We start from the raw sequence: 22,009 nt of genomic DNA, 5'->3' as shown, positions 1-22,009 counted from the left end.
TGAGCGTAGAAAGCAGCTGATCTTATGCTGAATAAACGTTTTTGATGAGGTTGCATGAAAGCTGGATCCCAGTGTCGAAGCACTGGGATGACACCCTTCCCTGGTAGAGATTTGCCCTCAAATCACAATGTTCGTACAGTTATGACCTTAACATTAGAATTTCAAAATCTTCCATATACATCATCCAACCTCACTATATCATTATCAGATAAATGCTCTCCTATCTGAAATTCAACTGTTTCAAGTGGAGAGCTTGTGCTTCTATTTTCAATCCTATGGGAAACTTCCCTTGGGATTTCTATCATATGGTCTTTTACTATAGCATATTCTTTGTCGCCTAAACTAACATACCCAACTCCCGATAGTATAGCATTTCTCATAATAGTCCGAACAGGTCATAGGAAGGCAGAATCAACAGCACGACGAAAGGATTCGAATAGAGGAATGTTTTTCCTGGCTCTGTTTTTTATAGCAAACCAATGATGCTCAATTTTGTTGAAATCTGGAGAATAAGGCGGCAGATACAAAATTTCTGCACCAACCCCTTTAGCAAGCTCGATAATCTTATCAGACTTATGAAAAGTAGCATTGTCAAGAATGACAGTCTGTCCAGGTTCCAAGATCGGTGTCAAAAATTGCTCAAACCATCCATTAAAAACATCCATATTACAGTGGCCTTCAAAGGTTAACGGAACAACTATCTTTCTTCCACTTAAGGCTGCAACCATACTGATTCGTTGAGTTTTCTTTCCAGATTTTAAGGCATAAAACCGCTGTCCTTTCTGGCAATATCCGTAGGGGTAGTCTTCGGTGTTATCAATGCCAGACTCATCTATATACACTAAGTTTTTAGGTTCTTTTGTCGCTATAATTTTCAAAAATTCAGCACGTTTTTCTTCGTTTCTTTCCTTGTATCCATATGTCTTTTTTTGCGCGTAAATCCAATTTTTTTAAGGGCCCGATAGATCGTTTGGATACTAACGTTGTTCCAAAGTTTAGCCATTTCCGATAGAGTCTTTCCTCCGTGTTCTCTGGCAAATTTGGCAAAGGTATCCCAGTCGGTAATTTTGTGATTGTAACCCCCATTTCCAAGTTTTTTTGATTGAAAGTCTCCTGTTTCTTTTCTTCTTTGCTGCCACTCCCATAAAGTAGTTCGTCCAATCTTAAATCTTGCTGCCACTGTTTCTCTGCTTTCTCCTTCGTCTAGCGCTTCCATTCCTTTTTTTCTTAAATCATAACTATATGCTGCTGGCATTCAACCTCCTTATCATCATCTATCCTTATCCTATCACATCCGGACTTTTATGGAAAGAGCTATACTATATGGTATTCATCTCTATAGTGATGGAATTGCTTAGAAGTGCAGCTTAATGGATTTATAAAAAGATATTTTATAAGAAAATTTTCGCTCATTAAAATTATACTATAAAATCCCCATGGCTTGATTTCTCTTCTTATTGCTTTTGCTTTCTTAACCTTATTAATAAACGATATTAGGCTTTTGTTTGGTTGCTTATAAGCTCCACCCAATAAATTTTTATTACTTTCTGTCGTTGAAGCTGGTTCTTTTTCTCTAATCACATGCTGAAATGACAACGGTTCTTTGCTAAACTTCTCACTCAATTCTAAAACTGAATTCCAAGTTCCAACATCCAACCAATCGAAATTAGCTTCTATCATTGCAACGTTTTTTGCTTTTTCCATTACCAAGTAATCAATAGATATGCCTTCAATTCCTGCAAAATCTCGTTGTTTTAAATATAGAAATCTCTCTTGCGGTATGAAATGTTTAAAACATAAATTATAAAGACTTGGGGCAGATTTTTTGATCTCATCTATATAGCGTTTTGCTTTGAACACAAATATTCCAGAATTCCAATAATAATCATTACTTAATACATGCTCAGGTTTCTCTATGAAATCCTTTACTATATGATACTTTTCCTTATGATCATAAACTGCATTTATATAGCCGTATTCAGAATTGAATTCATGAGGCTTAACCCCAAAAGTAACTATAGAGTCAGCCTCAGAAGCTAACTTAGACGCTTTCTCAACGGAAGCATAAAAATTATTCAAATCACCTATAAAATGGTCTGAAGGCAGAATTAACATTATCTCGTTTTCATTGCAGAGAAGCGCAGCAATTAATATCGCTGCTGCTGTTCCAATTTTCACTGGTTCGAAAATCACTTTATATTCTTGCAGCACATGCAACTCCTTCTTCACTAACGACTCGTACTGTATATTTGTGGCAATTATGGGTGGCATATAACCACTTTTTAGCCTCAATAAAGTGTTCTGAAACATAGTATTCTGACTAAATATTTTCTGAAATTGCTTTGGCTTAGATAAAGGCCAAAGTCTGCTACCACTACCACCACACAATATTACAGGGCGCATTTAGTTAAGAAAATTAATTAAATAATTAATATCTTATACTGAGGATAAAATGTATGCAAGTTTTTGTTGTGGAATAGCTAATAAAGAAAGTAAATGTTAACTTAAAATAATGGCTGATTAGTGTGGTGGATGTGACAGAGCGCTTGCGCCTGCCTGTCTTTCTTGTGTTATTTTATCAGCATGGTTGCTCAATTTCTCCTGAGCAATAGCCTTTTTTCTAGACTCAGCTATGCTTTCATTATTTAAGCTTTTTCCAACACCTGGTTTTCTAGATTTATCTATACTTTCACTACTTTTGTTTAGCCCCTCTTCTAATTCTTTCTCAATGTCTGGCCTTCTAGCGTTAAGCTCATCCCATGTGCCCACTATACTAAGTGGCTTATGATCCTTTTGCCCTGGCTTTAGCCTTTCTCCACCTTTAATAACATTAAAGTCACTTTTTGCTTCTTCCCAACATCCTTTCAATTGGTGTTTCCACATAGTGAAGTAAGCATCACCATACTTCTTCTTATCTGCTACAAATAATAAAATTGGAGCCTTAAGTATGGTAGCTCCCATATCCACTAAATTTTTTACTGCCATTGCAGGAGTAAATAAAAGATAACCAAAAGACTTTGCAATTGGGTTTTGTTCGCTTATTAAATACTCCCCTAACTTTATAGGAAGAGAAGTCAACAATTTAGTACAAACTTTAGCCAAGCTTGTAGCAAAAACGATAGGAACAGATATAAGACTTTTATCTAGCTCTAGATTACCATTCTGATCTCTAATTTCTGAAAAATGGGTGCTTAGCTTCTTATAATCACTAGTGTACAATAATTTTCCATTTCTTCCTTTTTCATCTATATCTTTCTCGTCAACCTCACCTTTATTGTTGAGAGAAGAACCTTTTTTAGCAAGCACACGAGAATGAGTTAATTCAAGTGACTGAGTATCAACTTCAAAAATTGGAATATGTTTCTCAAGATCGATTTTTGAAAACCCAAATGGTTTATAATATTTACTATAATAACTACGATTGCTACTGCGAAACTCGCGTGCATCTTTATCTGGGTCAACTAAAAAGTTAATAGTGAAGTAGTGAAATTTTACACTTTTCTCTTTACTTCCAATGCTTTCAACAGGAGCTAAATCAAAACTTGGTTGTCTTCCATCTTTGTCTTCCTCGCCATATAAAAGTTTATATATAGTCTCACCCTTACTATTCTCACCTTCTATAATTTTTCCAGACTTTTTAATCTGATCGTAATTCTCTGGATATTTGCATTTTCTTCCATCTTTATATGTCATTACCTTTCTAAGGTCTTTTACATAAGTTGTGCTAGGCTCAGATGAAGTAAATAGGCTCCTTACTCCTAGCGTAAGACTTGCAAGCATATTGTTAAACCAGAATCACTATAACTTAATAATAAAATGAGTATGTTAATAATATGTTAACACAGAACCGGTGATTTTACAAGAAAATATGCCTGTAGAAGATAAAGATTGTAAAAGCAAGGACTATATAAGTAATGCTTGATAAGTACTTTATGCATGTAATTGTAAAAATCCTTAGAGATACGCTGTGTATATAATCTTCGCATACTACCTGCATTCCAAGAACTGCGTGCCAAAAAATGCAAAATAACAATACAACAAAAAATAAAAGCTCTAAAGGGTGATTAATAAATTTTTCACTAAAAGACAAAGAGCTATCAGTATAAAATGCGCAAGAAAATGAATAGATGAACCAAGGAAATAGAAGCAGCAAAATCACTGCAGAAACACGCTGAACCCACCAATGATGTACTGAATTTCCAGACTGACTCATATAAACATAAATAAAAAAGCCATAGTAGAAAGAAGTAGCGTTACTGTCAGCAGTATAGCACTCCTTGAAACGCCAGTAATTTCTAAATTAAGCCCAGCATCCCACAATAAATGACGAATACCATTAAGAAAATGATATACAAAACTTATAAAACATAAGACATAAGCTAATTTAGCAACAGGAGTGAATAATAATGCATTTAAGTACCTTACTATAAGTAACTCAGGAAAGTAAACATGTAATATAAAATACCAAGAAAGTATCATTAATAAAAGGAATAGCAAGATACCAGTCAATCTGTGCATAATAGAGAAAAAACTAGTAACTTGTACTTTATATATTTGTAAATGTGGAGAAAGAGGTCTATCACTCATAAAATTCCGTTATCGGGAAATTAAAATAAAGTAGAAGTAAAGACAGCAGTATAGCACATAACAACACCATCATAAAAAATGGTAAGTTATGCGCAAAGCCTAAGGAGGTAATCCAGCTGCAGATTCCCCTACTGCTACCTTGTTACGACTTCACCCCAGTCACCGATCCCACTTTAAATAACTCCCTCCTTGCGGTTAGGTCGTTAGCTTCGAGTGAAACCAATTCCCATGGCGTGACGGGCAGTGTGTACAAGACCCGAGAACGTATTCACCGTGGCGTGCTGATCCACGATTACTAGCGATTCCAACTTCATGCACTCGAGTTGCAGAGTACAATCCGAACTGAGATGGCTTTTAAGGGATTGGCTTAGCCTCGCGACTTTGCAGCCCATTGTAGCCACCATTGTAGCACGTGTGTAGCCCACTCCATAAGGGCCATGATGACTTGACATCATCCCCACCTTCCTCCAGTTTATCACTGGCAGTTTCCTTAAAGTCCCCAGCATTACCTGATGGTAACTAAGGATGAGGGTTGCGCTCGTTGCGGGACTTAACCCAACATCTCACGACACGAGCTGACGACAGCCATGCAACACCTGTGTGAAACCCGGCCGAACCGACCCTATCCCTTCGAATAGGTATAATTTCCATGTCAAGGAGTGGTAAGGTTTTTCGCGTTGCATCGAATTAAACCACATGCTCCACCGCTTGTGCGGGTCCCCGTCAATTCCTTTGAGTTTTAATCTTGCGACCGTAGTCCCCAGGCGGAATGTTTAACGCGTTAGCTGTAATACAGAAAGTAAAACTTCCCATATTTAACATTCATCGTTTACAGCGTGGACTACCAGGGTATCTAATCCTGTTTGCTCCCCACGCCTTCGCGCCTCAGCGTCAGATTTGAACCAGATAGACGCCTTCGCCACTGGTGTTCCTCCTAATATTTACGAATTTCACCTCTACACTAGGAATTCCTCTATCCTCTTTCAATCTCTAGATTAGCAGTTTTAAAAGCAATTCCAAGGTTGAGCCTTGGGATTTCACTTTTAACTTACTAATCCGCCTACGCGCCCTTTACGCCCAATAATTCCGAATAACGCTAGCCCTCTCCGTATTACCGCGGCTGCTGGCACGGAGTTAGCCAGGACTTCTTCTGTGAGTACCGTCATTATCTTCCTCACTAAAAGAGCTTTACAACCCAAAGGCCTTCTTCACTCATGCGGCATGGCTGGATCAGGCTTTCGCCCATTGTCCAATATTCCCCACTGCTGCCTCCCGTAGGAGTCTGGACCGTATCTCAGTTCCAGTGTGGCTGATCATCCTCTCAGATCAGCTATAGATCATTGCCTTGGTAGGCTATTACTCCACCAACTAGCTAATCTAATATAGGCTCATCTAATAGCAATAAATTTTTCCCCCGTAGGGCGTATACGGTATTAGTTGCCGTTTCCAACAATTATTCCGTACTACTAGGTAGATTCCTATACATTACTCACCCGTCTGCCACTAAGTTATACCATAGCAAGCTACAATATAACTCCGTTCGACTTGCATGTGTTAGGCCTGCCGCCAGCGTTCATTCTGAGCCAGGATCAAACTCTCAAATTTAGACTTCAACCTATAAAAGGTTGAGGGTACATCGGATAAATCCGACAAAAAATAATTTAGCTTAATACTGCTGTCTTTATTTCTACTTTAGAAATATTTTAATCTCCAACTATTCAAACAACTTTAAGAATATTATTATGTGATATAATCACTATGTCAATATGTTTTTGCAAATCAAAAGCATTAATGTATAAATATATAACTATTTGGAATATTACCATGAAAAAATACATCTTTCTGCTTGCACTCGCGCCAATGTTAGTTGGCATCACATTATACTTATTGCGCAACATTGATAACACAAAACAATCTATAACTGCAGGTGACAAGTTTTACGAAGTATTATTCTTAAAAAAAGATAATAAGCCGCTGCTAGAAGAAATAGATTCAAATTGGGAGTATTTAGCAAATTTTGAACGCGCATTCAATCATATCTCAGATTCAATGCCAACAGACACAGCATCTATTTATAATGATTTGGCAGATGATAAAGATGCTCCTGGTGTTTTGCGTGAGTTAGCACAATATTTAGAAGTAATGAGCTTACTTCACTCCAACGGTGAAAAAATAAATAAAGACAAAATTGATAATTTAGAATCAAGCACAGTATACCCTTATTCAAGCCAAGAAGCCATCGCTATAGTAAAGATACACAATAACGACGTTAAGGGTGCAACTGAAATATTGCGTTCCCTATTAAATGATAGAAAATGCCCTATCCTAATCAAAGCTAATGCACAAGAATTACTCAGGATATATGGGAGTTAACTCATTGGACTTTTTGCATAGCTTTTGGCAGCGCATTGGATGAAACGAAAAACTTCCTTGACAAGCCTCGCCAGCTCCCTTATCATAAAACTGAAGCTATTTATTTATCTTCGCAATCTATGCAGGTTAATGACAAAAAACTTAGGGTATTTGGCGTCTCATGTTTAATTTTTCGCACTACGTGCATCGCATGTCTTTAAAAATTTCTGGGTTTTTACCTATATAAGCCGAAACGCGCTTACAAAGCGTTTAAGACAGCAAAAAACGTCAAATTGACAAGGGAGAATTTGAATGCTAGCTACTACGGGGTTTCTTTGCCTTTTTTCCTGCTTAGTAAATTTCTTAAATACTTGCGGTGTAGGTTAGTTGCAAGTTAAAAGCAGCTAAATCGCTCTTAATCAAGCGTTTTAGAATAAAAAAAACGCCGATATTTTAGTACATGGTAAATAGCCAACCACCACGGGGTTTCTTTTGCCTTTTTTTTTATTTGGTAAATTTTTTAAATATTTATGGCTAAAGATTGCACGAATGTTGCAATTACAAAAACGATTTCTACTAGGGTGTCATCCCAGTGCGTGACATTGGAATCCAGAAAACTTAACTTTAAATAAGTGGCTGCATAATAAAGACTAGATTCCAGTGTCAAGCACTGGAATGACAGGAGAAGGAGGCTACTTTCATGACACCATTCTTTTTCCTGGATCCCAGTGTCTGGGCACTGGGATAACACCGAAGGGGCTACTGGGTGATATCATCATAAAGGAACCAGTGTCAGCTACTTTCATGACATCATCATAAAGTAAAATGAGATCCCAGTGTCAGCTACTCGGATGACAAAAAAAGGAGCACTGGGATGACATTATAGGGGACTGGGATGACACCAACAATTGATATTGGTTTGTTGCTTTGCTAGCCAACTACTAGCTATGCCTCAAGTTTCCTATTCAAAATTTTCAATATCAAATCCAATTCATTTGGATTATCATACCGTATCATAACTTTACCCTTAGAATTGTTGTCATTAATTTTGATCTTTAAACCAAGTTGAGAAGATATAGCGCCTTCTATTACTGTCATATCTTGATTTCTAGTATATCTCTGCTCTTTTTGATTGTTGTTTTGATGTAGGTCCTTTATCAGTTTTTCAGTTTGTCTAACGCTTAAGCCCCGAGAAACTATTTTTTCTGCAATACTTTCCGCATTTTCAACATTAATCAACGCTCTTGCATGACCCATAGACAATTTTTTCTCATTGATCATTGTTTTCACCCTATCAGGGAGCAACAACATCCGAATCATATTGGTTATGTGGCTGCGGCTTTTGCCTATAGCTGAAGCTAATTCCTCATGTGTATAGAAAAACTCATCTATCAGTTTTCTGTAAGCTTCACCTTCCTCTATTGGATTAATATCTTGCCTTTGTATGTTTTCAATAATGGATACTTCCAAGCATTCCTTGTCGCTCAGATCTTTTATGATAACCGGTGCACTATCAAGATTTGCAATCTTGCTTGCTCGCCAACGACGTTCTCCAGCTATTATTTCATAACCATCATCATTTGAATCTTTGCGTACCACGATAGGCTGTATAATGCCACTTTTCTTTATCGAATTTGCAAGTTCTCTTAATGACTCCTCGTCAAAATGTTTCCTCGGTTGAAATTTGCTTGGGTGCAGTAATGAAATAGGCAAATGCTCTTGTCGATCTTCTTTATTATCATAATTATCGCCTATGAGGCCGGCAAGACCTCTGCCGAGGCGTCTATCATCCTTCATACTACGCCCTCGCTTACTAGTTTCTTCTCCTTACAACTGCTCGCGTGCTTTTTTAAAATTTCCCTTGCCAAACTTATATATGCTTGTGCACCAGGACACTTAAGATCATACACAATAGCGGGTTTTCCATGAGAAGGCGCTTCTGATAACCGTACGTTACGTGGAATAACAGTCTCATACAATGGGATGATAGTTTTGTATACTTTATCATTTAAATACTGGCAAATATCGTTTTTAATCTGTTCACTGAGTTTGTTGCGCCTGTCATACATTGTTAACACTATCCCTTCTATTGCCAAAAAAGGGTTTAGGTTATTTCTTTTTATCAGCTCTACAGTTTTAACTAAATGGCTTAATCCCTCCAAAGCAAAAAATTCACACTGAAGAGGGACAATAATAGAATTAGCAGCAGTCAAAGCATTTATGGTTAGAAGCCCAAGTGATGGAGGGCAATCGATGATTATATACTCATAATTATCGCGTATCTTCTCTAATGCGCTTTTTAGCACAAATTTTCCTCGCTCAAGTTGCGATAATTCAATTTCTGCAGCTGATAAATCAACTACTGACGAAATTAGTGATAAATTTGGAATTTCCTTTATATTGAAAATTGCCGATTCTATCAATTTATTTTCGCTGCTTAGTAGTATTTTGTATATATTTTTTTCTTCCCTACTACGATAAGAAATCCCGAGCCCGGTGCTAGCATTTCCTTGAGGATCAAGATCTACCAATAAAGTGCTTTTTTCCACAGCAGCAAAGGCTGTCGATAAATTTATACTAGTTGTGGTTTTGCCAACTCCACCCTTTTGATTTACTATTGCAATAATCTTGCTCACGCCTTTTATCTTATGTATAAAATAATTCTATTGTATATATGCAAGAAACTTTTGCATTAGAAAATTTTTTTGTTGTTAACCACACTAAAATTAGACTGTCTTTTTTGCTTTGTGTAACACACTTTGAACCTTGTTTCCTAATTCATTCAGAGTGAATGGTTTTGGCAAAAAGTGAAAATCTTCTATATTGATGTCATCACTCTTTAAAAAAGCATCTTCTGCATACCCAGAAATAAAAATAACGTTGATATTTGGCCTATGGATCAATGCTTCTTTAACTACTTCTGGGCCGCTCACCTCTGGCATGATTACATCAGTGATTATAAGATCTATGTGTTGACTTTTTTTACTGATTATTTCTAGCGCCTCGCTGCCTATGCTTGCTTCTATTACATCAAATCCTTTTCTTTTGAGTGCTTTAGAGATGAATTCCCTTACTGAATCTTCATCTTCGATTAATAAAATTATACCATTACCTTTAATTTCACTTACTACCGGTTTTTCTGTTTCTTCACTATCTTCCTCTCTATCATTTTCATCTGATATGTAAACCATGGGCAAAAATATGCTAAATTTAGTTCCATGATTTACTTTGCTAGCAACATAGATGTATCCTTCAGTTTGTTTAATAATACCATATACAGTAGAGAGGCCAAGACCTGTACCAGAGGTAATATCTTTGGTAGAAAAAAATGGATCAAAGATCTTTTCAGTTGTATCACTCGTCATTCCACATCCAGTATCAATTACTTCAATCACAACATAATTTCCATGTTCAATCGCTTCCTTGTCTGGAGAAAACATATCCTGAGGTGTAGAATTTAATGAGTCAATCTTTTGATGAAAGGTTCGTATAGTTAATTCTCCGCCCTTTTCCATAGCAGCACTAGCATTGACTGCTAAGTTAAGCATAACTTGCTCTAATTGCCCTTGATCAGCCCTAACAGCACCCAAGTCTCTACCATAATAAATATTAAATTTTATATTTTCACCTATTAATCTTTTTATCATTTCATAAAGATTAGCTATAGTATTATTTACATCAATAATTTTTGGCTGCAAGGTCTGTCTTCTTGAGAAAGCAAGCAATTGTCTTACTAAATTTGATCCACGCTTTGCATTTTGCTGTATCTGTATTATATCTCCAAAAGATGGGTCACCAGCTGAGTGTTGGAGTAAAAGCAAATCGCAAAATCCTATTATCCCAGTCAATATATTGTTGAAATCATGCGCAATACCACCTGCTAACTGCCCTATAGCTTGCATCTTTTGATAATGCTCAAGCTTTATCTCTAGGTTTTTGTGTTCAGTATTGTCAATAAAATAACAAAGTATGAAGATCATTTTATTATGAAGAAACTTATTGAAATATATTTTTATGTTATTACCGCCGTTAAGCTGTACATCAAAAGACGCATTATTTATTCTATTACTCGAAAAATATTCACGTATTTTCACATGATAACTATCCAATATCAACGTAAAGATTGAATTATTATCTGACCCTGCAAGCTTTATTAGTGCCGTATTTTTCTTTACAAAGTTGCCGTTTATGTCACATTGTGCAATAGCAATTGATGAATTTACAAAACAAGGGTGTAATTGATAATCAACAATATTTGATTCGGTTGGTGTTATAAAGCCATATATATAGCTATGGTTGTATTTATCACAAAATATAGCAGTGCTCATATAAGCCTTGAATGGAATACCACTTATAGTAAAAAACAAAATTTCATTATCGGTTGTTGTATTGTTATATTTAGATTGAGATATAAAATCACTGATTGAGCTACCTTTTTCCAGTTTTTTCAGTTCAAATATGTCTAAAAATCTTTTATTTACAGATAAAATCACCCCTTTGGCATTTGCAATGTAAGTTCCTATACTGTGTTTTTCTATTAACTCTTCATATATCTGCTCCTTGTTTATCTGTGTTGCTTTTAACACAAAATACCCATCTGGCCTTGCTATTGGCACTAATGATAAATTTAAAATCTTATTACTATTTATAGCAATTTGGGGATTATCTGGTATCGGCTCAAAGAGCAAAAGAAAGTTAGATACTCTATTCTTCTTGTTTAAGGAAATGCATACCTGTACAGAAGAGTTATTTTTTAGTGCATGATAGAGTACTTTTTTGTCTGCTTCTGAAACATCTCCTATTTCAAGAATCTTGTCTAACGTAATGTCATCATCTATATGATCTTTAAACCTTTCGTAGAACCTTGCATCAGCATAAATAATACCTTCATCTTTATGTAAAACAAGGCAAAATTCTGTATTATGATTTAGTGCATTTGCAAATATTGCATTTTGAAATTCTATAGTATTAAGTAGGTATCTGTAGCGTTTTACATTATACATCATAAAGATAGTTGTTAGAATGCTAACTAATAAATTAATCTCTATATTAATATGCTGACTATATATATCAAAAAAGTAGAGTATCGATATTGCTACTGGAGGTAAGAGCATAATAACTGCCATCACAACAATTGACATTCCATAATTTCTTAGTATGAAGTCAACCCTGTTCTCTTTTTTGTTATCTATGTATCTCTTATTCATTATTGTTACTTGGCATTGTTGTACATACGAAAATGTTCTATTATATTGATTTAATTATTATAGATTTATTAACGTCTTTGATAGATAATTATCATCGAAATCTAATTAAGTTCCTTAAATATCAGATATAACAATGTTAATAAGCTAGCAAGAGGATATTATGGAAAAACAAAAAACACAAGCATTTAAATGGTTCTGTGCACTAAGAGATAAGATTATAGAATCTTTCTTATTAATTGAAAAACAATCATCCGCAGAGCCAAAGATCGAAAAGAGAAAGTGGGATCGCCCAGGTGGTGGAGGTGGTGAATCTACAATTATTTTTGGTAATGTTTTTGAAAAAGTTGGAGTAAACGTTTCAAAAGTACACGGAAAATTTGCAGATTCAGCCATTAATGAAATTCCTGGTGCAAGTGAAAGTAACGGAGAGTTTTGGGCAAGCGGTATATCTTTAGTGTCTCATATGCAATCGCCCCTTATCCCTGCAGCACATATGAACACAAGGCTGATATATACTTCAAAACAATGGTTTGGTGGAGGAATGGATTTTACGCCAATATATAAAAATGAAGAAGATTGCAAGTATATTCATGAATCAATCAAAATGACATGTGATAGATTTGACACCGGATATTATCCAAAATTTAAAGAGCAATGTGACAACTATTTTTTCTTACAACACAGAAAAGAGCCGCGTGGTATTGGTGGCATTTTCTATGATAATCTGAGTTCTGGCAACTGGGAAAACGATTTTGAGTTCACAAAAGCAGTAGGTGAAGCCTTTTTGGAAATTTATTTGCACATCATATGTAAACATATACAAAAATCTTGGACAAAAGAACAACGAGAAAATCAATTAATAAAACGTGGCAGATATGTAGAATTCAACCTGTTATACGATCGTGGCACAAGGTTTGGTTTAATGACTGACGGCAATCCAGATGCAATTATGATGTCAATGCCACCACTTGTTAAGTGGTTATAGAGAGCTGCTATTAGTAGAAAATAAATCATCATAGTTTAAAATTGTACCATGGTAGTGAGCTTTTATATAGGGGGTATAATCATGGGCATAATAGATAATTTTTTAATTAAATCTGTCAAAAACAATGACATAAAAGGTGTTAAACTGACTCTAATTCTCTATGATGCATTAAATAGTTTTAGAAAATTCTTTTCAAAGACTATGTCTCTCAAGAATACAGGATCATTTGATATAAATAATAATCAAGCTTTAAATCAGGCTTTAGGACATGCTACAGATCACAAAATAATGGAATTGCTGATTAATCGTGGAGCTGATATCCACTCAATAGATGAGAATGGAAAGAATGTTATAATTCGTGTTATTGAGAGTTTAGCAGAATCAAAAAATCTAAAATTGGATAGTGAGAAAAACTTACCAGCAGAGATAATTCTTCACCCCACAGTTTCCTTTTTACTAGGAAAAGGCGCAGAGTATTATTCTACAGATGATTTGAATGTTGAAGCTATACAACAAAAACCTCCTAGAACCTCTGAATATGAGCCAATAACTATGTACGCTGAGGTGAACAACAATGTAATACCACCTCAAAAACCTTCTAGAACTTTTGAGTATAAGCCAAAGAGCACTAATTATGATGCTTTGCCTTCAAAAGAGCCAATTTACGCTGAGGTGTATGATGCTAAGGTTAGTAACTCATTAGGGGAGAATGGTTATTTGAGTGTATCAGAAGAATCTATTTATGCTGAAATATATGATTCACATAAAAAATCCACTGAAAATTTATCATTGGAAGATAGTGGTTATTTGAGTATATCAGAAGAACCTATTTATTGCACTATAGATGATCTTTCAGAACAAAAAAAGCCTACTAGCCTAAAACAGAAAGAGCCAGAACAGTCGTCAGAACCTATTTATGCTAAGGTAGATTTGTCCAAGAAAAGAGCAGAAAGAAAAGCAAAAGACATAAAAGCTAATTCTGGAACTTGCCATGGGTTAGTGCAAGATAAAGTGAATGATTGGCAAGTGAAGCTAAATGAGCTAAGTGCTAATAAGTCGATAAGTCAGCAACAGACTAATGATCAAAAAATTAAGACCAAGGCTGGCTTTAGTGTAGAAGAAATAAGGCAGAAATATGAGCGTAGAGATTCTGGCTACGATTCTGGCTATGATTCCGATACAAAAGTTGAACAACAATTAGAATTAGCTCCTAAATCTGAGATAGGTTCAGTGAGTATTGAGCATGGAGTAATAGGAGGCTGTCGATATAAGATTACTGATATATCCCTCTAACTATGTGATTCAAAATAATTGAATTGACTTTATATATGTAATCGATATAACCTAGTTAGATTCAAGTTGACTCTTTCGTCTAGTGGTTAGGACACCACCCTTTCACGGTGGTAACACGGGTTCAAATCCCGTAAGAGTCACTCAAGTAGAATATAATTAAAGTTTTAAATGGGAAAAATTAGGCTCTATGTTGAAGAAGCTTTATCACAAGGCGTGAGTTTAGCACTTAATCCACAACAAAGTCACTATATTTGCAATGTAATGCGGCTTAAGAAGTATGATAATCTCTCTCTTTTTAATGGAAAAGATGGAGAATGGTTAGGAGAAGTAGTTAATATATCGCGTAAATTGACAGAAGTTACACCCAAAGAATGCACTAAACAACAGCAATATGAGGAAAATTTATACCTGTATTGTGCCATGGTAAAAAGTGCTGCTTTGAACAACATAGTAAGACAGGCAACTGAAATGGGAGTAATCTGCATTCAATTTATTTCAACGGAACGTACAGTGGTAAAAAATATTAACCTAAGTAGAGCAAAATTACAAGCAATCGAAGCAGCGGAACAATCAGGTAGGATAAGTATACCAGAGATTTTGCCTCCTATTAACTTTTGTGAGTTACCTGATTCCCAGAGTAAAAATTTTGTTTTGTGTGATGAAACAGGTAAAGCTGACAAAGTGCTGAAAGGCAAAAAAAATGTTGCTATTATTGTTGGCCCTGAAGGTGGTTTTTCATCTTATGAACTTGATCTTGCCGATAAGTTTTGTCAAAAATTGAGTCTAGGAAAAAGAATTTTAAGGGTCGATACCGCTGTGGTTGCTGCACTAACTTTCACCAATTGGTGTAGCTAGATTTTTAAATATGGCTAAGATAAAGAAATCTGGTTCAGTGTTGCGCGCACAAAAACTCTGTAGACTCTCTACGAAGCAGTCTGTTGTTAAAGAGGAGCTAATAAAAAACGTATTCTAAGATAATATTAAATCTTATATTATATTTTTTCTAAAATAAACAAATGAACCTTGCATTTTGCCTGAATTATTGATAGCCTGAGTAAAGAAGTCGGGGCGTAGCGCAGCCTGGTAGCGCATTTGGTTTGGGACCAAAGGGTCGGGAGTTCAAATCTCTCCGCCCCGATGTTAGTATAATTGTAAGAACGCTGTAACATAAGAGCAATCTCCATCAGTAAGCAAGTAGCTGACACTGGAATGACATTATTCACCATGTAAATTATGGCATATTACATTTTAACGCTCAAGTTTATAAAATAATTGACAATGTTAATTTTCTAATTTATAAATAGATTTTGAAATGATTACCGAAGGAGGTATAGAGTTTGATAGAAGTATTAGTCCATTATGGTGATGTAGACAGAGCTCTTCCAGTATTGAAAAAAACAATTCAAAAGGAAGGAAGAGGGTTGAAAATGAAAAAACAATATCATGAAAAAAAATCAGAAAAAAGAGCTAAAAAGAAAGCTGAAGCTAAAAAAAAGAGGTACCAACAAGAGTGCAGAAGGCAGCGTTATGGTTGGTAGTTTGTACTCAAGTTAATAGTTTATCATTGGTTATTTTATGAATATTCACGAATATCAAGCGAAAGAAGTGTTGCATAAATTTAATGTCCCAGTGCCAAAAGGTTTTGTTGCTACATCTGCGGAAGAAGTAAAGACTCAAGTAAGTCAATTAAAATCTGACGTGTTTGTAGTTAAAGCTCAAATTCATGCAGGTGGTAGGGGTAAAGCCGGTGGCGTAAAGCTAGCAAAGTCAGTTGAAGAAGCTCAACAGTTTGTAAAGGACATGATTGGTATGACTTTAGTTACTCATCAAACAGGGCCAAGCGGGCAGCAAGTAAGAAAAGTGTACGTTGAAGAAGGCTCAAGCATTAAGAAAGAGTATTATTTAAGCCTGGTAATCGACCCGAAGCTCAGTAGGCCAATATTCATATTTTCCTCAGAAGGTGGAATGGACATCGAAGAAGTGGCAAAAAATTCTCCTGCAAAAATTGTGAAATTTGATATTGATCCTGCTACAAGTTTTGATAGCAGCAAGTTAAGCAGCAGTTTTCATTTGAGTCCAGAACAAATAGAAAAGATATCGAACATTGCAAAAAAAATATATGATGCGTTTATTGCAACTGATGCGAGCCAAATTGAAATTAATCCACTGGTTGAAACAAATTCTGGAGATTTTATTGCGCTCGATGCAAAAATTAATTTCGATGATAATGCTTTATATCGTCACCCAGAAATTATGGAACTTCGTGATTATGATGAGGAAGTGAAAGAAGAGATAGAGGCTTCAAAGTATGGGCTCAGTTACATCAAAATGGATGGCAGTATTGGTTGCATGGTAAATGGTGCAGGTCTTGCTATGGCAACAATGGATATAATAAAATACTACGGAGCAGAGCCTGCTAACTTTTTGGATGTTGGTGGTGGAGCGAGTAAAGAAACTGTAACTGAAGCATTTAAAATCATATTGTCTGATAGCAACGTAAAAGGAATTCTGGTTAACATATTTGGTGGTATAATGCGTTGCGATATTATCGCAAGTGGAATTGTTGCGGCTGCAAAAGAAATGAGCATTAAAGTTCCTCTAGTGGTTAGATTATCAGGTACTAATTTTGAAGAAGGAAAAAAAATCTTAGAAGAGTCAGGATTAAATATTATTGCTGCAGATGAACTGGGTGATGCTGCGCAAAAGATAGTAAAAGAGGTAAAATAAAGCATGTCCGTTTTAGTAAACAAAGATACAAGATTAATATGCCAGGGTTTTACTGGTGCACAAGGCACATTTCATTCAGAGCAAGCAATTGATTACGGAACGAAAATGGTGGGAGGTGTAACTCCTGGAAAGGGTGGTAGCACTCACCTTAATTTACCGGTTTTTAATACTGTAGCAGAAGCCAAAGAAAAAACCGGTGCAAATGCTACAGTTATATATGTACCTGCTAAATTTGCTGCTGCTGCAATACTTGAAGCAATAGATGCAAAAATAGAATTGATAATTTGTATTACAGAGGGCATTCCTATACTTGATATGGTGAAAGTTAAGCGTGCGCTTATCGGCTCAAAAAGTCGATTGATTGGTCCCAACTGCCCGGGAATTATTACACCTGAAGAATGCAAAATAGGAATTATGCCTGGCCATATCCATAAGCGTGGACACATAGGAATTATGTCTCGCTCCGGAACTTTAACTTACGAGGCAGTAGCACAAACAACCGCTGTTGGTCTTGGTCAATCCACGTGTATCGGAATTGGGGGGGATCCAATTCATGGTATGACATTTGTCGACTGTATGGAGCTCTTTTTAAAAGATGACGATACTCATGGTATTGTAGTTATTGGTGAAATAGGTGGAAACGAAGAAGAAGATGTATCACATTTTGTGAAAACAGAAAAAACTAAAAAGCCAATCGTTGGTTTTGTAGCAGGCCAAACGGCACCTCCAGGAAGACGTATGGGACACGCTGGAGCAATCATCTCCTCCAGCGGTGGAAGTGCTGGTGCAAAACTAGAAGTTATGCGGAGTGCCGGGATTGCAATTGCTGAAACCCCTGCAGTAATTGGTAAGAAGGTATTGGAAGTAATGCATCACTAGAATTAGGGTCACAAAAACCCTATATCACCGGTCATGAATACGTTATTTGCCCATTCGATTAATAACTTGCCTCCTGGTAAATTTACTGAAGTCTGTTGGGCAGCGAGATATCCACGTAGTGTGGATGCAACAAGTGCTGCACAGGCTGCACTACCGCATGATGCAGTAATGCCTGTACCTCTTTCCCAAACTCTTAAAGCTATTTCTCCAGACTTTTCAACTTGTGCAATACTAATATTAATTTTCTGAGGAAATAATACGTGATTTTCCAGCTTTGGTCCTAAACTTTGCAATGGTATTTCATTTACGTTATCAACAAAAAAAACTATGTGAGGATTACCAATATTTACGGCAACGGGCTCTTTTAGCATTTCAAGCTCTATAGATAAGTGAAGAGTGTCACACTCAGTAGACAAGGGAATTTCATGCCATTTTAGCAAAGGTTTACCCATGTTAACCTTTATGGATTTATCACCCACTTTAAAACACTCTAAAATGCGTTTGTTTACCAGCTCAATAGTGATATACTCAGTACCTTTTTCTGACATTATCAAATATCCAACACAGCGTGCTGCGTTTCCGCACATTTCAGCTCGACTGCCATCAGCATTATAGATATGCATAAAGCAGTCTGCAGCATTAGACATTGTTATAATTATCACTTGATCACAACTGCTTTGATCAGCAATTTGTCTATGGTTCCAGTCTAAATTGTTTATTGAACGTGAGTCTATGATAACGAAGTTGTTACCAGTGCCGTGCATTTTGATAAAATTTTCAGGACCTTGGCCACTCATCATAAAAAAATATTTCTTCTATTGGTCTCCTTTTTTTCTTACTTGTTTCAGCGCCCTCTTCTTCGTAACCAACCGCTATCACTGACATTACATTAAAATCATCGGATATGTTGAATCTTTCTACTATTTTATCTCTATCAAATCCACCCATTTGATGAGCCATTAAGTTCATAGCTGCAGCCTGTAGCATAAGTGCATAATTTGCTGCACCAGTATCGTGATTAGCCCAAAAATTTTCACCTTTGTCAGATTTACGGAAATTCTTAGCGCTTAGAGATATAATTAGTATTTGTGCATCTTTTGCCCATTTTTGATTAGATTCATCAAGGCAATTTAGCAGCTTTTCCCATGCGCTTTGATTGTTCTGTTTGTTGCATATTACGTATCTCCAGGGTTCATCACCAAAACATGAGGGAGTCAGCCTTACAGCTTCCATTAAAATATCCATGTCTTCCTGAGATATTGCTCTTGTAGGATCGTATGAACGTCCGCTGTGTCTTGCTTTCATCAACGATAATAGATCTTGTTTACTCATCATTTTTAATTTAATAGTGCATAAATAATTCATTGTAGCACAATATAAGCAAAATTTAAATTGCAAAACCTCTCATATACATATATTACATTTAATAAGTTATTTTTATTGGGGAAGTATGTTTATAACACAATCTAGCAACAGATCAACACTGGCTGAAATATTGTCTTGCGTTTTACTTTTATTCTTGATGGCTCAAATAAGCATACCATTGCAGCCTGTGCCTATCACATTGCAAACTTTAGGAGTAATGCTTATTGGGCTTAAATTTAACCGCAGAACAGCATTCTATTCTGTGCTTACATATCTATCACTTGGTGCAGCAGGATTGCCTGTTCTTGCAAATTTTTCTGGTGGTTATCACGCTCTCCTTGGAGCAACAGGTGGATATTTAATTGGCTGTTTAGCTGCTGTTATGGTAATGAGCAAAGTAAATGAATTACTGAACTCTAAGTATAAATCATTTGTATGTAATTCTTTAAGTTGTCTGGCTGGTACAGTTATAATCTTTATTTGTGGTGTTAGTTGGCTTGCTGTTTACTTGGGTCTAGAACAAGCAATAATGGTGGGTGTTTTACCATTTATCCTTCCTGGTTTGATAAAAATTTTTCTACTTGTAGCAGCTTTGCAATATTTGAAAAAATGATAAAATTTCGCCTTCATCATTTTATGTGCACCCTCGCGTTTCGGGGATATGGGTATTCTCGGGATTTTATAGAAAATTATAAAAAGATAGCAAGCAAAGTAATTAGTACTCAAATCGAAGTAGTTGGTAACCTTGATAGTATTTGTAGTGCTTGCCCAAACCAGACTAAACAAGGTAAATGCACCGAACAAGCTAAAGTTTTAGAGCTAGATAGAAGGCATATGGAAATTTTAGGAATTAAAATTGGCGAAACTTTGACCTGGAGTGAAGCGGTAGAAAAGATTAGAGAGAAAATGTCTTTAGAGAAATTCGAGTACGCATGTGAGGGGTGCAACTGGCAGCCATACGGAATATGTAAAAATGCCCTTTTAAATCTACAAAGGTAGTTGACAAAATGTTAAGATAAATTGAAGCATTTTTGTGGAAATAAAGCGAAATATGGAAGAGAAAAGATAAATGCATTCTGAAAAGCTACACAGCATGTTCGTCCCGCTAATTAATAATATCTTTATTATTGTATGAGATAGGTAATTTAGCATTTATGAATTTGTAATGTGTTACGCATAGCTCAAAGAAATAAGGTTTACTGGTTACACGCTGCAGCCAATGCCACAACACTAGGACCTATGTTTATCTGCATGTTAATTTGCGTTGTGATTTTATGGAGGTCTTCTGTTACCTATGCTAGTGAAAATTTGGAGATACAAAAGGCCTTCGATAGTGTTGTCAAGCATATAAAAGCTGATAAAAAATATAAAGATCTTGATGTTATTGAGAGAAAAAGTGACAAATTTAATATCAAAATTTCGCAGAATTCTGGCAAGAGTTTTGACATATACTCTACTTTAAAAAAAGCAAAAGATTCCTTTGAATCAGGAGATAATGAAGCAGCTATTTCTCTCCTTAATCAGATTATCGCAAAGTTTCCTTATCATAAAAATGCTTTAATTGGATTGGGAAATATTTATTACGCTAATAAAGAATACAAAAAAGCTGTAGAGATTTACACAAGACTGTTAAAAGAACACCCTAGTAACCCTTACATATTAAAAAATTTTCTGACGATAATCTCACAATATGATCCTGATCTGGCGTTGAGTGAAATGTTAAAATTGTATGATATACATAAAAATTATGCTCCTTTATTAGCAAATTTAGGTCTGATCTATATGAAAAAGGAGGATTATGTAAAAGGTAAAGATTATATGATAACTGCTATTTCCCTCGATGAAAACAATATTTTTTATACTTATAATTTAGCTGTTATTCTAGATAAACTTTCAGATTTTCAAAATGCTACAATATTCTACTTAAAGTTGTTAAACATGGCTACAACTTCGAAAGATGTGAGTGAAAAAATACCTTTATACAAAGTGACAGCAAGACTAAAATTTATAAAACTTCACAGCACGCACCCAAAGATTTCATAAAAGCTTATAGCTTACCTAAAGCTAATTTATCGTATCTGTTCAAGGGAGTGGCTAATGTGCAAATATTGAAGCAAAGTGTGTGACACACAGCTGTACGAACATTTGTTTGCAAAGGTAATTTGCACAACAAATGCATAACTGTACGAACATTGTGATTTTGGCCCATCAGATCCCAGTGCTTGACACTGGGATCCAGGAATTTTATTAAGTTGGCGAGCATAAAAATAGCTGTTTTATGTAAAAATACAACGTTTTAATGATTATGAAAAAGCTGGATTCCAGTGTCAAGCACTGGAATGACACCATTCTTTTTTCTGGATCCCAGTGTCGGCTACTTGGATGACACCATTTATTGTAAGGACTTACCTCACATTTACTCTATGATTATCTTTTTAGATCACCTTGTCTACCTATTTTGCCACTCTGCTGAACGGATACAATTTATTGCTATTTTTGTTTACAATAATAATATTGAACTATAGAATTAGATCTAAAGGGGCAATTAGCTCAGCTGGTAGAGCATCTCGTTTACACCGAGGAGGTCGGCAGTTCAAGTCTGTCATTGCCCATT

The 22,009-nt window shown here is 35.8% G+C and carries 23 protein-coding genes, 3 tRNA genes and 1 rRNA gene; 15 read left to right on the top strand and 12 right to left on the bottom strand.

The annotated features are described in order from the left end of the window. Positions 1–161 precede the first annotated feature (161 nt). The 7 genes from AAGD93_RS00215 to AAGD93_RS00185 all read right to left on the bottom strand — a co-directional run bounded on the left by AAGD93_RS00215 (position 162) and on the right by AAGD93_RS00185 (position 6,192). Positions 162–380, bottom strand: coding sequence for a hypothetical protein (locus tag AAGD93_RS00215; protein ID WP_341819497.1), 219 nt, complete (start codon positions 378–380; stop codon positions 162–164). Between the two features lie 15 nt (positions 381–395). Then, positions 396–1,255, bottom strand: a protein-coding gene (locus AAGD93_RS00210; RefSeq protein ID WP_341819182.1) for an IS630 family transposase whose coding sequence is annotated in 2 segments (ribosomal slippage) — positions 396–931 and positions 931–1,255 — 861 coding nt in all. Because the reading frame shifts where the segments join, the coding sequence is not laid out codon by codon here. A 59-nt stretch (positions 1,256–1,314) separates the two neighbouring features. Beyond that, positions 1,315–2,403, bottom strand: coding sequence for a mannose-1-phosphate guanylyltransferase (locus AAGD93_RS00205; RefSeq protein WP_341819496.1), 1,089 nt, complete (start codon positions 2,401–2,403; stop codon positions 1,315–1,317). 117 nt (positions 2,404–2,520) lie between these two features. Beyond that, positions 2,521–3,780, bottom strand: a complete 1,260-nt coding sequence (locus AAGD93_RS00200; protein ID WP_341819495.1) for a hypothetical protein — start codon at positions 3,778–3,780, stop codon at positions 2,521–2,523. A 76-nt stretch (positions 3,781–3,856) separates the two neighbouring features. After that, on the bottom strand, positions 3,857–4,213 hold the full coding sequence (sdhD, locus tag AAGD93_RS00195; RefSeq protein WP_264338925.1) for a succinate dehydrogenase, hydrophobic membrane anchor protein: 357 nt from the start codon (positions 4,211–4,213) through the stop codon (positions 3,857–3,859). Beyond that, complete coding sequence (gene sdhC, locus AAGD93_RS00190) at positions 4,210–4,587, bottom strand: succinate dehydrogenase, cytochrome b556 subunit (RefSeq protein WP_007548462.1); 378 nt, start codon at positions 4,585–4,587, stop codon at positions 4,210–4,212. The genes sdhD and sdhC overlap by 4 nt, the downstream gene beginning before the upstream one ends. 100 nt (positions 4,588–4,687) lie before the next feature. Beyond that, positions 4,688–6,192: ribosomal RNA gene (locus AAGD93_RS00185) — 16S ribosomal RNA — on the bottom strand. A gap of 153 nt (positions 6,193–6,345) precedes the next feature. On the opposite strand from AAGD93_RS00185, the gene AAGD93_RS00180 reads away from it, so the two are divergent. Continuing rightward, positions 6,346–6,960 carry a hypothetical protein gene (locus AAGD93_RS00180; protein WP_006279813.1) on the top strand — a complete coding sequence of 205 codons (615 nt, stop codon included), beginning with the start codon at positions 6,346–6,348 and terminating at the stop codon, positions 6,958–6,960. Between the two features lie 639 nt (positions 6,961–7,599). Then, on the top strand, positions 7,600–7,758 hold the full coding sequence (locus tag AAGD93_RS00175) for a hypothetical protein (protein WP_341819494.1): 159 nt from the start codon (positions 7,600–7,602) through the stop codon (positions 7,756–7,758). Between the two features lie 126 nt (positions 7,759–7,884). Here AAGD93_RS00175 and AAGD93_RS00170 read toward each other — a convergent pair whose 3' ends face one another. The 3 genes from AAGD93_RS00170 to AAGD93_RS00160 all read right to left on the bottom strand — a co-directional run bounded on the left by AAGD93_RS00170 (position 7,885) and on the right by AAGD93_RS00160 (position 12,146). Beyond that, the gene (locus AAGD93_RS00170; protein WP_341819493.1) at positions 7,885–8,736 is read right to left on the bottom strand and encodes a ParB/RepB/Spo0J family partition protein; all 852 of its coding nucleotides are present in this window, start codon (positions 8,734–8,736) and stop codon (positions 7,885–7,887) included. After that, positions 8,733–9,575 carry a ParA family protein gene (locus AAGD93_RS00165; RefSeq protein WP_264328486.1) on the bottom strand — a complete coding sequence of 281 codons (843 nt, stop codon included), beginning with the start codon at positions 9,573–9,575 and terminating at the stop codon, positions 8,733–8,735. The genes AAGD93_RS00170 and AAGD93_RS00165 overlap by 4 nt, the downstream gene beginning before the upstream one ends. Positions 9,576–9,665: 90 nt before the next feature. Continuing rightward, positions 9,666–12,146: a response regulator gene (locus AAGD93_RS00160; RefSeq protein WP_341819492.1), complete on the bottom strand. Its 2,481-nt coding sequence runs from the start codon at positions 12,144–12,146 to the stop codon at positions 9,666–9,668. A gap of 160 nt (positions 12,147–12,306) precedes the next feature. On the opposite strand from AAGD93_RS00160, the gene hemF reads away from it, so the two are divergent. The 8 genes from hemF (at position 12,307) to sucD (ending at position 18,030) form a co-directional block, all read left to right on the top strand. Continuing rightward, positions 12,307–13,131, top strand: coding sequence for an oxygen-dependent coproporphyrinogen oxidase (gene hemF / locus AAGD93_RS00155; protein ID WP_341819491.1), 825 nt, complete (start codon positions 12,307–12,309; stop codon positions 13,129–13,131). 81 nt (positions 13,132–13,212) lie between these two features. Next, positions 13,213–14,424, top strand: coding sequence for a hypothetical protein (locus AAGD93_RS00150; protein ID WP_341819490.1), 1,212 nt, complete (start codon positions 13,213–13,215; stop codon positions 14,422–14,424). 68 nt (positions 14,425–14,492) lie between these two features. Beyond that, positions 14,493–14,564, top strand: a tRNA-Glu gene (locus AAGD93_RS00145). Positions 14,565–14,592: 28 nt separating this feature from the next. After that, positions 14,593–15,279: a 16S rRNA (uracil(1498)-N(3))-methyltransferase gene (locus AAGD93_RS00140; protein ID WP_006279818.1), complete on the top strand. Its 687-nt coding sequence runs from the start codon at positions 14,593–14,595 to the stop codon at positions 15,277–15,279. 209 nt (positions 15,280–15,488) lie between these two features. Beyond that, positions 15,489–15,562 (top strand) — tRNA-Pro (locus tag AAGD93_RS00135). A 199-nt stretch (positions 15,563–15,761) separates the two neighbouring features. Then, positions 15,762–15,962, top strand: a complete 201-nt coding sequence (rpsU, locus tag AAGD93_RS00130; RefSeq protein ID WP_138264798.1) for a 30S ribosomal protein S21 — start codon at positions 15,762–15,764, stop codon at positions 15,960–15,962. Between the two features lie 37 nt (positions 15,963–15,999). After that, positions 16,000–17,151, top strand: a complete 1,152-nt coding sequence (gene sucC / locus AAGD93_RS00125) for an ADP-forming succinate--CoA ligase subunit beta (RefSeq protein ID WP_341819489.1) — start codon at positions 16,000–16,002, stop codon at positions 17,149–17,151. Between the two features lie 3 nt (positions 17,152–17,154). After that, positions 17,155–18,030 (top strand): succinate--CoA ligase subunit alpha, encoded by an 876-nt coding sequence (gene sucD, locus AAGD93_RS00120; protein WP_015589444.1) that lies wholly within the window; start codon positions 17,155–17,157, stop codon positions 18,028–18,030. A gap of 8 nt (positions 18,031–18,038) precedes the next feature. Here sucD and dapF read toward each other — a convergent pair whose 3' ends face one another. Together dapF and AAGD93_RS00110 are read right to left on the bottom strand one after the other, a co-directional pair. Further along, entirely contained in the window at positions 18,039–18,827 is a 789-nt protein-coding gene (gene dapF, locus AAGD93_RS00115; RefSeq protein ID WP_341819931.1) for a diaminopimelate epimerase, read from the bottom strand. Then, on the bottom strand, positions 18,808–19,395 hold the full coding sequence (locus AAGD93_RS00110) for a nitroreductase family protein (RefSeq protein WP_065094450.1): 588 nt from the start codon (positions 19,393–19,395) through the stop codon (positions 18,808–18,810). Before AAGD93_RS00110 ends, dapF begins: the two co-directional genes overlap by 20 nt. Before the next feature lie 85 nt (positions 19,396–19,480). Here AAGD93_RS00110 and AAGD93_RS00105 point away from each other — a divergent pair, with 85 nt between their 5' ends. From AAGD93_RS00105 to AAGD93_RS00085, 5 genes are all read left to right on the top strand, one after another. Beyond that, on the top strand, positions 19,481–20,008 hold the full coding sequence (locus AAGD93_RS00105) for a biotin transporter BioY (protein ID WP_341819488.1): 528 nt from the start codon (positions 19,481–19,483) through the stop codon (positions 20,006–20,008). Next, positions 20,005–20,394, top strand: coding sequence for a DUF1284 domain-containing protein (locus AAGD93_RS00100; protein ID WP_341819487.1), 390 nt, complete (start codon positions 20,005–20,007; stop codon positions 20,392–20,394). The genes AAGD93_RS00105 and AAGD93_RS00100 overlap by 4 nt, the downstream gene beginning before the upstream one ends. Before the next feature lie 168 nt (positions 20,395–20,562). Then, positions 20,563–21,438 carry a tetratricopeptide repeat protein gene (locus AAGD93_RS00095; protein ID WP_341819486.1) on the top strand — a complete coding sequence of 292 codons (876 nt, stop codon included), beginning with the start codon at positions 20,563–20,565 and terminating at the stop codon, positions 21,436–21,438. 281 nt (positions 21,439–21,719) lie between these two features. Beyond that, positions 21,720–21,920, top strand: a complete 201-nt coding sequence (locus tag AAGD93_RS00090) for a hypothetical protein (protein ID WP_152550490.1) — start codon at positions 21,720–21,722, stop codon at positions 21,918–21,920. A gap of 14 nt (positions 21,921–21,934) precedes the next feature. Beyond that, positions 21,935–22,007: transfer RNA gene (locus tag AAGD93_RS00085), tRNA-Val, on the top strand. The last annotated feature ends 2 nt before the right edge of the window (positions 22,008–22,009 follow it).

The organism is Wolbachia endosymbiont (group A) of Brachyopa scutellaris (assembly GCF_964026995.1).
Lineage (GTDB): Bacteria > Pseudomonadota > Alphaproteobacteria > Rickettsiales > Anaplasmataceae > Wolbachia > Wolbachia pipientis.
This window is presented reverse-complemented; position numbering and strand designations above follow the sequence as displayed.